Raw genomic sequence first — 15,239 nt, 5'->3', positions numbered from 1 at the left:
TCCCGGACCCCGGGCCCTCCACCCCCTGTGCATCTGACGTCCCCCGGCCTAACATGACGGCCCGTCAGATACGGGAGGAGCCCGACGATGGATGCCGCCTTCACCGCGGAGCAGGACGAAATGCGCCGCACCCTGCGCGAGATCCTGGGCAAACGCTGCGGCCCGGCCGAGGTCAAGGCCGCCGTACGCACCGCCGCCGGATACGACCCCGAGCTGTGGCAGCAGCTCTCCCGACAGCTCGGCCTACCGGGCATCGCCATCGCCGAGGAGTACGGGGGCGTCGGCTGTACCCCCGCCGACCTGGCGCTGGCCTGTGAGGAGACCGGACGGGCGTTGCTTCCCTCACCACTGCTGGCCACCGCCGTACTCGCCGCGCCGCTGATCGCCGCCCTCGGCACCGCAGCCCAGCGCTCCGAACTGCTGCCGCCCCTCGCTGCCGGCGGGCTCACCGCAGCCCTCGCGGTCCCCGGCCCGGCGCTGTCCACCGCGCTCGCGCTGACCGGCGAGAACGCTCCGGGGGAGTGGGCCGGCGGGGGCCGCGCCGGCGGGGTGCAGGCCCGTACCGGGGAGGACGGCGGCTGGCGGCTGTACGGGGAGGTCGCCCAGGTGCTCGACGGCCACAGCGCCTCCCTGCTGCTGGTCGCCGCGCACACCGGCGGGTTCGCCCGGAGCCGGACCCTGCTGTTCGTCGTACAGGGGGACGCCCCCGGTCTGGTCCGGTCGCGGCAGGCCACCCTGGACGAGACCCGGCCGCAGGCCAGGATCCAACTGCGCGACACCCCGGCTGCCCTGCTCGGCGCCGACCGGGCCAGCGCGGACGTGCTGGGCGCGCTCGCCGCGACCGGGTGCACGACGGCCGCCGTGCTCGCCGCCGAGGCGGTCGGCGCGGCCGGCCGGGCATTGGACCGCACCGTGGAGTACGTGTGCCAGCGCGAGCAGTTCGGCAGGCCCCTCGGCTCGTTCCAGGCGGTCAAGCACCGGCTCGCCGACCTCTACGTACAGCTACAGGCGGCCCGCTCGGCGGCCTACTACGCCGCCTGGGACCCGCAGCAGGGCGGCCTCGCGCTCGCCCAGGCCCTGGAGGCCCTGCGGGTGACGGCGGGCGAGGCGATCCAGTTGCACGGTGGCATCGGGTTCACCTGGGAGCACGACGCGCACCTGTACTTCAAGCGTGCGGCGGCCGATGAGCTGCTGTTCGGTCCCGTCCACCGGCTGCGGGCGCACGCCGCCCACCGCGCGGGCCTGTTCACCACCCCACAAGAGAAGGTGGCCGTCTGATGGTTCCCGGCGTCAAGCTGATGCAGAAGGTCTCCTCGACCGTGCTGTTCGCCAAGATCGCACCGCACTTCATCCCCGCCTTGGACAAGGCGGTGCACAAGCTGACCCGCGGCAAGGTCCTGCTGAGCGCCCAGATGCTCCCCGGCCTGATCCTCACCGCCAGGGGCGCCAAGACGGGCGAACCGCGTACCACGCCCCTCGCTTGCATGCCGGAGGAGGGAGACGTCAGCTGGCTCCTGATCGGCTCCAACTTCGGCCGCCCCGGGCACCCGGCCTGGACCGGAAACCTGCTCAAACATCCTGATGCGGAGGTGAGCTGGAAGGGCTGGGACATCGCCGTACGGGCCCGACTACTGGAGGGCGAGGAGCGCGCGGCGGCGTGGCAAGCGGTGCTGAGGTTCTGGCCGCCGTACGCGACGTACCAGGCGCGCATCGAGCGCGAGATCCGGCTGTTCCGCCTGGAGCGTCGCTGATCGCGGCGGAGGGCCGGTAGGGAACGGGGAACGGGGAACGCGAAGAGGTGGGAAGGGGACGAGGTCGAAGAAGGACGGGGAAGAGCGGGGAAGGGCGGGGGACGAGCAGCCTGCGGGGCTGCGGGGGCGGCGGACCCGGGCGGGTCCGCCGTTACTTGGTCGGCTTCTTGCCGGTGATGCCCAGGTGGACGAGCAGCGCCAGGTTCGGCTTGAGCTCGGCCTGCTTGACGCCCCAGGTCTGGAAGCCCTTCTGGTGCGAGGCGACCGCGGCCAGCATCGCGACCAGCGATCCCGCCATGGCCGCCGGGCTGAGGTCCTTGTCGACCTTGCCCTTGGCCTGGAGCTCCTTCATCGACTCCGTGAGGGAGTTGGTGACGGAGTTCAGGATCTTCATGCGGATCTTGTAGAAGCGCTTGTCGCCCTCGGCCGCTCCGAGGTCGACGACCCGCAGGATCGCGTCGTTGCGCCGCCAGAAGTCCAAGAAACCCTCGACGAGTTCCTCGGCCGCTTGCCAGCCGGCCTTGCCGACCCAGCTGCGGCCCTGGACGAGCGCCGTCAACTGCGCGCCCTCCGTGGCCATTTCTTCGGCGATCTCCAGGACGGCGCCCTCGACGTCCGGGAAGTACTGGTAGAAGGTCGCGGGGGAGGTGCCGGCCTTGCGGGCGACGTCGATCACCTTGACGTCGCGGTACGGCGAGGAGCTGAGCATTTCGCTGAGGCAGTCAAGCAGCTTCTGCCGCGTCGCCTGACCGCGTCGGCCGGCCACGCGGCCGTCGACGGTGCGTACTTGTCCTGTCATGCCGTCAGCTTACCGAGGGGTGATCTGCGCGCGATTCGGCCGCCTGCAAATGGGGTTACGGAAGGCCTGGCCTGGGCGAACGTCACTTCGGGGGCTTTGCGAGTGGCTGGTTCCTGCTGGTCAGGTGCAGGTTCCGGGTGCATCTGGGGCGGACGGGGTGCGAATACCGGGTGGATTCGGTGCGGATCCCGGCTCGGGGCCGCCCCGGTCACCTCTTTGCGGTGGGGTGCCCGCTTCCTCGCAATATCCCCCGATTAGTCTTATCAACAGGCTGTGGACAAGTTTTCGGGCAGATCATGGCCCGAGGGGGGCATCGCCGACAGCGCTGCGGGAGCGTACGGAGGGTACACACCCCCGCACAACGGAAGGAAACGGGCCATGGCCGCATTCGCGGAAGGCACACCCTGCTGGGTGGATGCCTCGCTTCCGGACGTCGAGGCGGGCAAGCGCTTCTACGGCGAGCTCTTCGGGTGGACCTTCGGGGACAGCGCGGGCGCCGAGTACGGCCACTACACCCAGGCCTACAGTCGTGGCCGCAACGTCGCCGCCCTCGCCCCCAAGCCCGACGGCCGCATGCCCACCGTCTGGGGCGTCTACCTCTACACCTCGGACGCCTACGCGTGCGCCGCCCGCATCCGCGCCTCCGGCGGCCAGATGGTGATGGACCCGCAGCCCGTGGGCCCGTACGGCGCGGCCGGGCTGGCCGCCGACCCCGGTGGGGCCGTCTTCGGCCTGTGGCAGCCCGGCACCCACCACGGCTTCGAGGCCCAGCAGGAGCCTTACACGTACTGCTGGACCGAGCTGTACACACGGGCCCGCGACGCGGTCGACGTGTTCTACGCCAACGTCTTCGGCTACGTCCCCGAGGACCAGGACGACGCCGGCACGGGCGTGGAGTACCGACTGTGGTCCCCGCCCGGCAGCGCGCCCGGAGCCGCCACCGCCATCATGGGGCGCAGCCTCATCACCGACGCGTTCCCGGAGATCATGCCGGCGCACTTCCTCGTGTACTTCGCCGTCCCGGACGTCGACCAGTCCATCGCGGTCGTGCGGCGGCTCGGCGGCCGGGTCACCGAGGATCCCTTCAACACGACGTACGGGAGGATCGCGGTCGTCGCGGACAATCAGGGAGCGGTGTTCGCGCTGCTGTCGGAGTCCCGTACGAAGCCGGTGGGGTAGCGGACCGCCGGGCCACGGGCATCGCAGGTCCGGCCGCCCGGCGCGGACTGTGACGACACGGCCTCGGCGCGGGCCTGACAGAATCGGGGTTGCGCGACCCCGGGCGGCGCCCGGGGTGAGACGCTGCACGGGGCCGACCGCCGTGCCGGCGCGCGTGCAGGTGGAAACGGGCCGGGCAACGGCCCGTACGGGGAGGTGTAGGCGAGTGGTGGAGCAGCTGACGCAGCACGACCCGAGACGGATCGGCCCCTTCGAGGTGCTGGGACGTCTCGGCGCCGGCGGCATGGGGCTGGTCTATCTCGCACGGTCGGCATCCGGACGCCGGGTGGCGATCAAGACGGTGCGGACCGAGCTCGCCGAGGACCAGTTGTTCCGGGTGCGTTTCACCCGTGAGGTGGAGGCGGCGCGCGCGGTGTCCGGCTTCTACACGGCTGCCGTGGTCGATGCTGACCCACGGGCCGCCGTGCCGTGGCTGGCGACCGCGTACGTACCGGCGCCCTCCCTGGAGGAGATCGTCAACGAGTGCGGGCCGATGCCCGCCCAGGCCGTACGGTGGCTCGCCGCCGGCATCGCCGAGGCGCTGCAGTCCATCCACGGCGCCGGCCTGGTCCACCGCGACCTGAAGCCGTCCAACGTGCTCGTCGTCGAGGACGGTCCGCGCGTGATCGACTTCGGCATCGCGAGCGGTGTCTCCAACACCCGCCTGACCATGACGAACGTCGCCGTCGGCACGCCCGCGTACATGTCGCCCGAGCAGGCCAAGGACTCGCGCAGCGTCAAGGGCGCCAGCGACGTCTTCTCGCTCGGCTCGACGCTGGTCTTCGCCGCGACCGGGCATCCGCCGTACCACGGGGCGAACCCGGTGGAGACGGTGTTCATGCTGCTGCGGGACGAGCCCAACCTGGAGGGGCTGCCCGACGAACTGCGGCCCTTGATCGACTCCTGCATGCAGATGGAGGCCACTCAGCGCCCGACCCCGGCCGACCTCCAGGCGCAGCTGGCCCCGCACCTCTTCGACGGCGGTGACGACAGCGGCACCGCCTCGGCATGGCTGCCCGGCCGGGCCGTCGCGATGATCGAGGCCCGCCGGGCGGGGCAGCGCACGCCGGCCGCCCCGGTCCCGTCGCCCGGCCGCCCCGCCGGCCGCCCGGCCGAACCCGCCACGCACCGCCGCGAGCCCCGCGGGGGCGTCGACCCCTGGATCGACCCGCGGACCGGTCAGGCCGTACCGCAGCGCCCGCACCACCCGCCGAGGCCGGTGTCCCCCGCGCCCTCCGGCGAGCCGGTCCGCCTCGGCGGTTCCCCGGTGCCGATCGGGCCCGGGCCGCGCGCGACCGCGTCGGCCCCTGCCGCGCACACCCCGGCAGTGGATTCGGCGACCGGCTGGGTCCGCCCGCCGGGCGGCTCCGCTGCGGCCCCGCAGGCTCCGGGCGCCTCGGCCTCGCCGTCGTCGGTGGTGCCGACCCCCGGCACCGGCCCGGACAGCGGTCGCTGGCGTCCCTGGCGCTTCCGCATGTCGAACGAGGTGTGGGGGACGCCGACCGTTGCCGGCGACCTGCTCTACGTGACTTCCTTCGAGGTGCACGCCCTGGACGTGGCCAGTGGCCGCCGCCAGTTCAAGACCCGCGACGTCGCCTGGTCCATGGCCGTCGCGGACGGCCGCATCCACGCCTCGGACGGCCCTTCCCTCTACGCGCTCGACGCCACCGACGGCGCCGAGCGGTGGCGGTTGTCCACCGAGGCCTGGGTGTACGCGCTGCGCGCCGACCGGGGCACAGTCGTCACCGCCACGCGCGGGGGCGGCGTACAGGGCTGGGAGGCGTCGAGCGGCCAGAAGCTGTGGGAGCTGACCGGCGCCCAGAGCGACTTCGAGACCCCGGAAGGTGCCCCGGTCCTGCACGAGGGCACGGTGTACGTGTGGCAGGACGCGCGGCTGCGCGCCCTGGACGCCCGTACCGGTCGCGAGGCCTGGTCGTACCCGGTCGGTGACGCCGCCTCCTGCGGCAACGTCCCGGTCCGTGTCACCCCGGCCCCGGACGGCAACGTCTATGTCGCCGCCGGCACCCGCGTGCTGTCCGTGGACCGGGCCTCGGGTCGGGTCCGCTGGCACTTCGAGGCCCCCGCGGTCTTCTTGGCCGCCCCGGCCTTCGCCCCGGGCGCGGCGGTCACCGGCGGCGGTGTCTACCTCGCGGACTACCTGGGCACCGTCTACGCCCTGGACGCCGTCACCGGCAACGACCGCTGGCGCATCGCCACCGAGCCGCGGCCGTCCGCGGACCCGGTGATGGTCGCCCACGGCAACGTCCACCTGGGCGCGGGCAGTGCCCTGTACACGCTCGACGCGGTCACCGGTACCCCGAAGTGGCGCTTCGCCGCGGGCGGCGAGATCACCGGCCCGCCGGCGGTCGCGGACGGCCGGGTGCACTTCGGCTCCGCCGACCACTGTCTGTACACCCTGGACGCGGCGGGTGGCCAGCTCCGCTGGAAGCTGGCCACCGGCGGGGAGATCACGGGCGCGCCGGTGGCCGAGGCGGGCGTGGTCTACGCATGCAGCAAGGACCGCTGCGTGTACGCCTTGGACGCGGCCAAGGGCACGGGGACCCGTACGTCCGGCTGAGCGCGATTTCGGCCCCGCCGAGTCGCGCACGGCACCGGGAGTGACAGGATGGACCCCATGAGCAACGTTTACTTCGACATCAACATCGACGGCCAGCCCGCCGGCCGCATCGTCTTCAACCTCTTCGACGAGGTCGTCCCGAAGACCGCGCAGAACTTCCGCGAGCTGGCCACCGGTCAGCACGGCTTCGGCTACGCGGGCTCGCCGTTCCACCGCGTCATCCCCCAGTTCATGCTCCAGGGTGGCGACTTCACCAACCAGAACGGCACCGGCGGCAAGAGCATCTACGGCGAGAAGTTCGCCGACGAGAACTTCACGCTGAAGCACGACCGCCCGTACCTGCTGTCGATGGCGAACGCCGGCCGCAACACCAACGGCTCGCAGTTCTTCATCACCACCGTCGTCACCCCGTGGCTGGACGGCAAGCACGTCGTCTTCGGCGAGGTCGTCGAGGGCCAGGACATCGTGGACCAGATCGAGAAGCTCGGCACCCCCTCGGGCGCCACTCGCGGCAAGATCGAGGTTGCGGCCTCGGGCGTCGTCGAGGCCTGATCCCACCCCCGCCCGCACACGGCTGGCCGGCCCCGCCCCCTTCACGGGGGCCGGGGCCGCCGCCATGTGGGCCACAGCCGTGCCACCGTCCACCGCTGCGTCACGGCCGGTTGTCCGGTGGATCCGGTGGCTATGGTCCGTCGGGAGGGACCTCGGGAGGGACCTCGGGAGCCACCCGTTGCGGAGAGCTGCGGGTGGGACGGCCGCTCATGACGGCCGCCCCGAGCAGGATGAGGGCGCCGGCGCCGTAGGCGCTGGCGACGCCGTCCCCGATGCCCTGGCCTTCGCTGCCGACCGCGATGCTGCCCGCGGCCTGGCCCTGCCGGACCGTCCAGAGCACGGTGAACCCGAGGACGACGATTCCGGCACAGGCCATGAGCAGCCGGGAGCGCACCACGATCGCGCCGAGGACGAGTAGGGCGGCGACGAGGAACGGCAGCAGGATCGAGCCCAGCAGCGCGGCGCCGGCGTCGGTGACGCCGGCGCCGGTGAACAGGTCCTGGATGCGGTAGTCGCGTCCGGGACGGCCGTCGTACCAGGCACGGAAGGGGCTCCGGACGGCGGCCGCCGCTCCGATGAGACCCAGGACGGAGCCGAGTACGTTGCGCATCATGCCCGGACCTCCGGGTAGGGGCCTTGACCCCGACGCTACGCCGGGGCGGTCACCTGCACCAGCGCGGGGCTCCTGCCGGACGTACTGAACCGATTGGTTCATTCGTGTGGTGGTAGCGTGGCGCGCCGTTGTCCAGGGGAGGGGTTCGGGCCATGGTGGCTGGACGTCGTATCAGGTTCACCGCGGTGCTCGTCACCGTCGTCTTCGCGCTCACCGGTTTCTCGTCCGGCGGCCACGGCGGGAAGAGCAGCAGCAGCGGCAGCGGCGGCGGTGGTTGCTCCAGCTCGAAGAAGAAGAGCCACAGCAGCAACGGCAACAGCAACGGCAGCTCGACGTCGTCGCCCAGCAAGAGCGCCGGACCGCCCGCGCACGCCCAGGTCGTCACCTGCGCCGGCCCCGGCAGCCCGAAGGCCGTCCTCAAGGTGACCTCCGACGTGGACGTGCAGCGCACCGTCGACGTCCCGCTGACCTTCGAAGGGGCGTCCGGTGTCGTCGACCGGACCTCCGTCCGGGTCACCCTCAAGGCCCGCGAGACCCAGACCGTCACCGCCACGATGGTCCACGGCGACAAGGCCGCGGACGTGAAGACCTGCACCGTCGGCCGGATCGGCTAGCGCGTACGCACCAGCCGCACCGGACCTACCGCACCCGGGGATCCGGCGCCCGCCGGCGCCCGGCGAACAGCTCCGCCTGCCGCTCCGGCGGCAGGTTCCCCAGCGTGATCAGCGCAGGGGCCTGGGCCAGCGCCTGCTGCAGTGCGGCCTGTTTCGCCGACCACAGGGCCCGGACGGTGCCCTGCACCGCCTCCGTCGGATACCCGGCCAGGGTCTGCGCCGCCCGCAGGGCCGCCGGGAGCAGCTCCTCGGGCGCCGCGAGTTCCGAGACCAGGCCGATCTCGTACGCCCGCCGTGCGGAGAGCCGTTCGGCCGTCCCCATCAGGGACATCCGGGCGACCTCCCCGAACGGCATCCGCTGCGCCATGTACACGGCCTCGTAGGCGCTGACCATCCCGTACGTCGTGTGCGGGTCGAAGTACGTGGCGGTCGAGGAGGAGATGATGAACTCCGACTCGCCCAGCAGGTAGAAGGCCCCGCCGCACGCCATGCCGTTGACGGCGGCGACCACGGGCTTCCACAGGTCGTTCGCCTTCGGGCCGATCGAGAGCAGCGGATCGTCGACCGAGTACGGGGACGTCGGCTGCGCGACCGTGACGCCACGGTCGATGCCCGTGCAGAAGGCGGCCGTGCCCGCCCCCGTCAGGACCACTGCGCGGACGTCTTCGGCATGCCGGAACTCCCGCCACGTCTCGATCAGTTCGGCGGCCGTCGCCAGGTCGATCGCATTGTGCCGGTGCTCCCGGTCCAGGGCGACGACCGCGACCCCGCTCGCCTCGTCCCGCTCCACCCGTACGGTCAAGACTTCTCCAGGATCCAGCGCGGCACGGTGATCCCGCCCGTCTCGGTGAACACCACCTGGACCCGGGCGCCGATGCGCAACCGGGCCGGGTCCGTCGAGTCCAGCGGGGCGTCGGCCGAGGCGACCAGGTTCCCGACGAGGCGGATGTGGGGGGCGTCGGTGAGCTCCACGAGGATCACGTTGTACGGGGCTTGCGCGGCGTACGCGGGGAGCAGTGGCGGATGCGGCCGGACGTACGACCAGATGCGGCCTCGGCCGCTCGTCAACCGCCACTCGGAGTCGAAGGACTGGCAGTGCGGGCAGCAGGGTCTCGGCGGGAAGCGGAGCCGGCCGCACGCGGCGCAGGCCTGGACGCGGAGTTCGCCCCGGGCGGCGTACTCCCAGAACGGTGCGCCGTCCTCGTCCGGGACGGGCAGGAGCAGGCCGTCCGCGGCGGCATCCGGGTCGGCACCGGCACCGGCGTCGGCATGGGCATGGGCGTGGGCATCGGCGGTAGTGGCCATGGTCGCTCGCTCCTCAGGCTCGCAGCAGGATCGCGGACGTCGGGACACCTTCGCCCGCGGTCACCAGACAGGTGGCGGCGTCCGGCACCTGGGCGGTGGAGGTGCCGCGCAGCTGCTTGACGCCCTCGGTGATCAGGTTGAAGCCGTGCACGTAGGCCTCCGACAGGCCGCCGCCGCCGGTGTTGATCGGGAGCCGGCCGCCGATCTCCAGGGCTCCGCCCTCGGTGAAGGCGGCGCCCTCGCCGCGTCCGCAGAAGCCGTAGCCCTCCAGGGACAGCGGGATCAGCGGGGTGAAGGCGTCGTAGATCTGGGCCACGTCCACGTCCTCGGGTCCGAGGTCGGACTGCTTCCACAGGTGGCGGGCTGCGGTCCAGGCCGGACCGGACAGCGGGTCGTCGTTCCAGTAGTTGACCATGCCGTGGTGCTGGGCGGGCAGGCCCTGGGCGACGGAGTGGATGTACACGGGCCGTTGGCGGCAGTCCCGGGCCCGCTCGGCGCTCACGATCACACAGGCCAATGCCCCGTCGGTCTCCAGGCAGTTGTCGAAGAGGCAGAGCGGATCGCTGATCATGCGGGAGGTCATGTACATCTCGCGGGTCAGCGGGCGCTCGTACATCATCGCGGCCGGGTTCTCGTTGGCCCGGTTGCGGCAGGCCATGGCGATGTTGAAGAGGTGCTCGCGGGTGGCGCCGTACTCGTGCATGTAGCGGCGCGCCAGCATGCCGATCTCGTCGGCGGGGCGCAGCAGGCCGAAGGGGCGCGTCCACTGGCCGGGGGTGGGCAGCTGGACGGTGGTGTTCTTCCAGGGGCGCGGGCCGGAGCCGCGTTTGCGCGAGCGCCAGGCGACGCCGACGCTCGCCTGCCCGGTGGCGACGGCGGCGGCGAGATGGCCGACGGTGGCGCAGGAACCCCCGCCGCCGTAGCCGATCTTGGAGAAGAAGGTGACGTCTCCGGCACCGATGGCCTTGGCGACCTCGACCTCATCGGTCTCCTCCATCGTGTACGAGGAGAAGGCGTCCACTTCGGAGGGGGCGATCCCGGCGTCCGCGAGGGCGGCGAGAACGGCGCGGCAGGCCAGTTCCTTCTCGGACTGGGGGAGTCTTTTGGCAAAGGCGGTCTGGCCGATCCCGACTATCGCCGTAGCGTCCTTGAGTGTTGCCGCCATCGCCACCTCCGGGATTGCGCCAGTGCTGACAGCCGCGAAGGCTACAGCTAATCTGACGGTTAGTCAGCTACTGGGAGGGGTGTGCGATGACGCAAGACGTGCGGGGGGATCTGCGCTGGGGCACCATCGCGGGACTGGTGCGTGCGGCTGCCGTGCAGTACGCCGACCGCGAGGCCGTCGTCGAGGGGCGTGTCCGGATCAGCTACGCGCAGCTCGGCGAACGCGTCGAACGAGCCGCCGCCGCAGCCATCGCCGCCGGGGTCGAGCCGGGGGACCGGGTCGCCGTCTGGGCCCCCAACACCCTGGACTGGATCGTCTCCGCGCTCGGAGCCGTCTCAGCAGGAGCCGTCCTCGTCCCCCTCAACACGCGTTTCAAGGGATCGGAGGCGGCGTACGTCCTGCGGCGCAGCCGGGCCAAGCTCCTGTTCGTCACCGGCACCTTCCTGGGCACCTCGTACGTCGCCTCCCTGCGCCGGGCCGCAGCCGAAGGGGAGGGCCGTGGTCCGCTGCCGGGGCTGCCGCACCTCGACCAGGTCGTGGTCCTGGCCGAGGACGCCCCGCAGTCCTTCCGCACCTGGAAGGACTTCCTGGCCGGAGGGGACGGCGTCAGCGCCGGGACCGTACGCGAGCGCGCCGAGTCGATCCGCCCCGACGCCCCCTCCGACATCATCTTCACCTCCGGCACCACCGGCAGCCCCAAGGGCGCCGTCATCACCCACGCCCAGTCCCTGCGCTGCTACGCCGTCTGGAGCGAGCTCGCCGGCCTGCGCGAAGGCGACCGCTACCTGATCGTGAACCCCTTCTTCCACACCTTCGGCTACAAGGCCGGCATCATCGCCTGCCTGATGCGCGGCGCCACGATGGTCCCGCAGCCCGTCTTCGACGTGGACACCGTCCTCGCGAACATCGCCGCCGAGCGGATCTCCGTACTTCCCGGACCTCCCACCCTCCACCAGTCGCTCCTCGACCACCCCCAACGCGACCACCACGACCTGTCCGCCCTCCGCCTGGTCGTCACCGGCGCGGCCGTGGTCCCGCTCAGCCTCGTCGAACGGCTGCGCGGCGAACTGCACATCACCACCGTCCTCACGGCGTACGGGCTGTCCGAAGCCGGCGGCATCGTGACGATGTGCCGGCGCAGCGATCCCGCCGAGGTCATCGCCTCGACCTCGGGACGGGCCATCCCGGACACCGAGGTGATCGTCGCCGACCAGGACGGACGCGCCCGGCCCACCGGCACGACCGGCGAGGTGTGGGTCCGCGGCCACCACGTCATGCAGGGGTACTTCGAGGACCCGGCCGAGACCGCCGGGGCGATCACCCCCGAGGGCTGGCTGCGCACCGGCGACGTAGGGGTCCTCGACGCCGACGGCAACCTGCGCATCACCGACCGGATCAAGGACATGTACATCGTCGGAGGCTTCAACGCCTACCCCGCCGAGATCGAGCAACTCCTCGGCCTGCACCCGGACATCGCGGACGTCGCCGTCGTCGGCGTGCCCGACCCGCGCCTCGGCGAGGTCGGCAAGGCGTACGCGGTGCGCCGCCCCGGCGCCACCCTCACCGCAGACGACCTGATCGCCTGGTCCCGCCGGGAAATGGCCAACTACAAGGTCCCGCGCTCCGTGGAGTTCGTCGCCGAGCTGCCGCGCAACGCGAGCGGAAAGGTTCTGAAACGGGAGCTGCGCAGCGGACAGTAGGCCCGGAGGGGGAAGTGCCGGCACGGCACGTCGGGTTCACCAACAGCGGAGCGGCCGATACCCACGGCCCGGCCGGCCCCGGCCCGGCCCCGGTGCGCCTGGCCGGCGTACGTCAGTGCAGCCGCCTGGCCAGGACCAGCCGCCAGCGCGGGGTCCCGTCGTCGCGGCGGCCGAAGTGCTCCAGCGGGACGGTCTCCACCGTGAAGCCGGCCGCCCGCAGGTCCGCGCGTACCCCGCCCAGCGGGAAGGTCCGGTAGTACATGACGAAAGGCGGACGCCACACGGCGTTCCGCACCCGCATCACGGCGTCGAAGCCCGCTGCTGCCCACCACACGGGGGAGGTCGGCGGGATCGGCGCCCCGATCGGGAAGGCGAACAGCCCGCCCGGGTGCAGGGCGCGGTGGACTCCGGAGAAGAGGGCGGGCCGCTCGGCCGGGAGGAAGTGCCCGAAGGCGCCGAAGCTGACGGCCAGGTCGTACGTGTCCGTGAGTGCGGGTGGGAGCGCCCGCGCATCGGCACGCAGGAGATCGACGCGGGCGAGGCCCGCGCGGTCCTCGCCGTGCGCCCGCTCGGCCTCGGCCAGCATCCCCGCGCTCAGGTCCACTCCGGTCACCCGGTCCCGGCACAGCCGCCGCAGCATGCCGAGTCCGGCGCCGGTACCGCAGCACACGTCCAGTCCGGACCCGAAGGACCCCTCGTACTGGGCGAGCGTCTCCTCGACGGAGTCGAGCATGCGGTCGGGCGTACGGAAGGGGGTCTGGTCGAACGTGGGCGAGAGCAGGTCGTAACCGCGCTCGACGGACGAGAGGGCCTGTACGGCGAGCTCGCGGAGGCTCGGTCCCTGTGAGGTGAACACGGTCTCAGCCTAGTGAGTGGACGGCCGGCGGCGTTCCCGTAGCGCGCCCGCGCCCGCGCCGGGGCGCGGGCATGCGACGGCGGTCGCGGTGGCTCCCCCTCCGGGCCACCGCGACCGCCGTCCTTGTTGTGCTCCCCCGTGGTCCCCCCCGTGGTCCCCCGTGACCCCCGTTGGTTCCCCCGTATCCCCCGTGTCCCCCCGTGGGACCGTCCCCCGTATCCCCCCGTTGGTCCCCCGTGTCCCCCCGTGGGACCGTCCCCCGTATCCCCCGTGGGACGTCCTACGGACGCGGGCCGGACGCGTGGTTGTCCAGCGTCACGATCTCCTCGCCCGAGGTCTGGTTGTCGAGCGGCTTGATCTCGATGCCGGAGGCGTGGTTGTCCATCGGCGTGATGTCGACGCCCGTGCTGCCCGCCTGGTTGTCGAGCGGCTTGATCTCGATGCCCGAAGCGTGGTTGTCGAGCGGCCTGATGTCGCCGTCGTTCGGCAGGATGTTCTCGTTCGTCGTCATCGGTTCTCCTGATGGATGGGTCGGGCCCGTTCGGCGATTCCCCCGCGGACCGCCGAACGGGTGGTCCTCCAGCCGACTCTCGCGCCCCCCGACGCGGTGAGTCGATGTCCCTATGGTGGACGCCGGCGATAAACGAACGATGAATGCCTCGTTCATCGGCCCGTCGGTGCAGCTCAGGCCGCTATTTCTGAGGCCAACAGGGCTTGTACCTCGGTCAGTTCGGCCGATTTCAGCTGGACGAAGATGGTCTCCGCATCGCGCCAGCACACCCGTGCCCGGTCCCGCTGCCCCAGTCGCCGCAAGGCCTTGCCGAGCACCGTCAGTACGGTCGCCCGCCGCCATTCCCCGCCGATGCCGCGCAGCGCGATGGCCTGCTCGGCGTGCGCGGCGGCCAGCGTTGGCCGGTGGGCGGCCAGGTGGGCGACCGCGAGCCGGAAGTGCGTCACGCCCTCCCACAGCGGCTGCCGGTTGTCGCGGAAGAGCGTCAGCGCCTCGGTGAGTTGGGACTGCGCCTCGGCGAGCCGGCCGGCCTGGGTGAGGGCGATGCCCAGCGCGTAACGGCCGTTGGCCAGGCGCAGGGTCAGGCCCATCCGGTCGTATATGGCGATGCCCTGCTCCGCCAGGTCGATGGCGCTGCTCAGCCGCCCCAACTCCACATGGATCCGGGAGAGGTTGCACAGGGCGCTGGCCTCGCCGATGTGGTTGCCGTCGGCGCGGAAGTTCTCGATGGCCTGGAGCAGGTACTGCTCCCCGTCTGCGTACCGGCCCTGGTAGAGCGCGATGATCCCGCGGTCGTTGGGTGCCCAGCAGCTGGGCAGCGGGTCGCCGGCCTCACGGGCGAGCAGCGTGGCCTGCCGCGCCTCGTCGTCGGCCTCGGTGAACCGGCCGGCGACCAGGTGGACGTTGGTGAGGGCGGTACGGGCCCGGCCCTCCGCGTGCGGGTCCTTCACGGCGTGCGCGGCGTCGCGCAGGGTCACTGCGGAGGACTCGTACTGCTTGGAGTTGGCCCCGGACTCGGCGAGGTCCTTCGCCGCCCACAGCAGGTCCACGGCCCGACGCAGTACGTCCGCCTGCCCGCTCCCGCGGACGGCGGCCTGCCGGACGCAGGCCAGCAGCGGGTCCGCCTCGGCGTAGAGCCAGTCCAGGGCCGCCCGCGGCTCGGTGAACCGCAGGCCGGGGTAGTGGGTGGTGGACAGGTGCGCGGGAAGCCGGTCGCCGGGCCGTTCCACCGCGTACACGGCGGAGGCGGTGGCGAGGTAGAAGTCCAGGAGGCGGTCCAGGGCGGCGTCGCGCTCGCTCGGCGGCTGCTCGTCGCGCTCGGCGCAGGCACGCGCGTAGAGGCGTACCAGGTCGTGGAAGCGGTAGCGGCCCGGCGCCGCCGATTCGAGGAGGGAGCAGTCGACTAAAGCTTCGAGGAGGTCCTCGGTGTCGTGCTCGGGCCGGTCGAGTACGGCGGCTGCCGCAGTCAGCGAGACGTCGGGCCCGTCGGCGAGGCCGAGGAGGCGGAACGCGCGCTGCTGGGCGGGTTCCAGTTGGCCGTAGCCGAGCTCGAAGGTGGCCTTGACGGCGAGGTCGCC

At 72.2% G+C, this 15,239-nt stretch carries 15 protein-coding genes; 7 read left to right on the top strand and 8 right to left on the bottom strand.

The window, feature by feature from the left end; all coding sequences use genetic code 11:
- Positions 1-87 precede the first annotated feature (87 nt).
- Both ABZZ20_RS18005 and ABZZ20_RS18000 read left to right on the top strand, forming a co-directional pair.
- Positions 88-1,278: an acyl-CoA dehydrogenase family protein gene (locus ABZZ20_RS18005; RefSeq protein ID WP_356870517.1), complete on the top strand. Its 1,191-nt coding sequence runs from the start codon at positions 88-90 to the stop codon at positions 1,276-1,278.
- Positions 1,278-1,751 (top strand): nitroreductase family deazaflavin-dependent oxidoreductase, encoded by a 474-nt coding sequence (locus tag ABZZ20_RS18000; RefSeq protein ID WP_356870515.1) that lies wholly within the window; start codon positions 1,278-1,280, stop codon positions 1,749-1,751. The genes ABZZ20_RS18005 and ABZZ20_RS18000 overlap by 1 nt, the downstream gene beginning before the upstream one ends.
- Before the next feature lie 151 nt (positions 1,752-1,902).
- Here the strand turns inward: ABZZ20_RS18000 and ABZZ20_RS17995 are convergent, their stop codons facing one another.
- Complete coding sequence (locus ABZZ20_RS17995) at positions 1,903-2,550, bottom strand: TetR family transcriptional regulator (RefSeq protein WP_356870513.1); 648 nt, start codon at positions 2,548-2,550, stop codon at positions 1,903-1,905.
- 378 nt (positions 2,551-2,928) lie between these two features.
- Between ABZZ20_RS17995 and ABZZ20_RS17990 the strand changes: the two genes are divergently transcribed.
- The 3 genes from ABZZ20_RS17990 (at position 2,929) to ABZZ20_RS17980 (ending at position 6,898) form a co-directional block, all read left to right on the top strand.
- Entirely contained in the window at positions 2,929-3,729 is an 801-nt protein-coding gene (locus ABZZ20_RS17990; protein WP_356870511.1) for a VOC family protein, read from the top strand.
- Between the two features lie 205 nt (positions 3,730-3,934).
- Positions 3,935-6,346, top strand: a complete 2,412-nt coding sequence (locus ABZZ20_RS17985; RefSeq protein WP_356870509.1) for a PQQ-binding-like beta-propeller repeat protein — start codon at positions 3,935-3,937, stop codon at positions 6,344-6,346.
- Between the two features lie 57 nt (positions 6,347-6,403).
- The gene (locus ABZZ20_RS17980; RefSeq protein WP_356870507.1) at positions 6,404-6,898 is read left to right on the top strand and encodes a peptidylprolyl isomerase; all 495 of its coding nucleotides are present in this window, start codon (positions 6,404-6,406) and stop codon (positions 6,896-6,898) included.
- Positions 6,899-7,028: 130 nt separating this feature from the next.
- Here the strand turns inward: ABZZ20_RS17980 and ABZZ20_RS17975 are convergent, their stop codons facing one another.
- Positions 7,029-7,511 carry a hypothetical protein gene (locus ABZZ20_RS17975; protein WP_356870505.1) on the bottom strand — a complete coding sequence of 161 codons (483 nt, stop codon included), beginning with the start codon at positions 7,509-7,511 and terminating at the stop codon, positions 7,029-7,031.
- Between the two features lie 152 nt (positions 7,512-7,663).
- Between ABZZ20_RS17975 and ABZZ20_RS17970 the strand changes: the two genes are divergently transcribed.
- A complete protein-coding gene (locus ABZZ20_RS17970; protein ID WP_356870503.1) occupies positions 7,664-8,125 on the top strand; it encodes a hypothetical protein in 462 nt (153 codons plus the stop codon).
- Between the two features lie 25 nt (positions 8,126-8,150).
- Here ABZZ20_RS17970 and ABZZ20_RS17965 read toward each other — a convergent pair whose 3' ends face one another.
- The 3 genes from ABZZ20_RS17965 to ABZZ20_RS17955 all read right to left on the bottom strand — a co-directional run bounded on the left by ABZZ20_RS17965 (position 8,151) and on the right by ABZZ20_RS17955 (position 10,595).
- Positions 8,151-8,927, bottom strand: coding sequence for an enoyl-CoA hydratase/isomerase family protein (locus ABZZ20_RS17965; protein WP_356870501.1), 777 nt, complete (start codon positions 8,925-8,927; stop codon positions 8,151-8,153).
- Positions 8,924-9,349, bottom strand: coding sequence for an OB-fold domain-containing protein (locus ABZZ20_RS17960; RefSeq protein ID WP_356870894.1), 426 nt, complete (start codon positions 9,347-9,349; stop codon positions 8,924-8,926). Before ABZZ20_RS17960 ends, ABZZ20_RS17965 begins: the two co-directional genes overlap by 4 nt.
- 94 nt (positions 9,350-9,443) lie before the next feature.
- A complete protein-coding gene (locus ABZZ20_RS17955; protein WP_356870499.1) occupies positions 9,444-10,595 on the bottom strand; it encodes a lipid-transfer protein in 1,152 nt (383 codons plus the stop codon).
- 86 nt (positions 10,596-10,681) lie between these two features.
- Between ABZZ20_RS17955 and ABZZ20_RS17950 the strand changes: the two genes are divergently transcribed.
- Positions 10,682-12,295: a FadD3 family acyl-CoA ligase gene (locus ABZZ20_RS17950; protein WP_356870497.1), complete on the top strand. Its 1,614-nt coding sequence runs from the start codon at positions 10,682-10,684 to the stop codon at positions 12,293-12,295.
- A gap of 112 nt (positions 12,296-12,407) precedes the next feature.
- On the opposite strand, the gene ABZZ20_RS17945 is transcribed toward ABZZ20_RS17950, so the two are convergent.
- From ABZZ20_RS17945 to ABZZ20_RS17935, 3 genes are all read right to left on the bottom strand, one after another.
- Positions 12,408-13,151 carry a class I SAM-dependent methyltransferase gene (locus tag ABZZ20_RS17945; RefSeq protein WP_356870495.1) on the bottom strand — a complete coding sequence of 248 codons (744 nt, stop codon included), beginning with the start codon at positions 13,149-13,151 and terminating at the stop codon, positions 12,408-12,410.
- 280 nt (positions 13,152-13,431) lie between these two features.
- Complete coding sequence (locus tag ABZZ20_RS17940) at positions 13,432-13,662, bottom strand: hypothetical protein (protein ID WP_356870493.1); 231 nt, start codon at positions 13,660-13,662, stop codon at positions 13,432-13,434.
- 173 nt (positions 13,663-13,835) lie between these two features.
- On the bottom strand, positions 13,836-15,239 hold a 1,404-nt coding region (locus tag ABZZ20_RS17935), incomplete at its 5' end, for a tetratricopeptide repeat protein (RefSeq protein ID WP_356870491.1).

This window comes from Streptomyces sp. NPDC006430, assembly GCF_040612395.1.
Taxonomy (GTDB): domain Bacteria; phylum Actinomycetota; class Actinomycetes; order Streptomycetales; family Streptomycetaceae; genus Streptomyces.
Note: the sequence above shows the minus strand (reverse complement) of the source record. Positions and strands in the feature narration are given on the sequence as shown.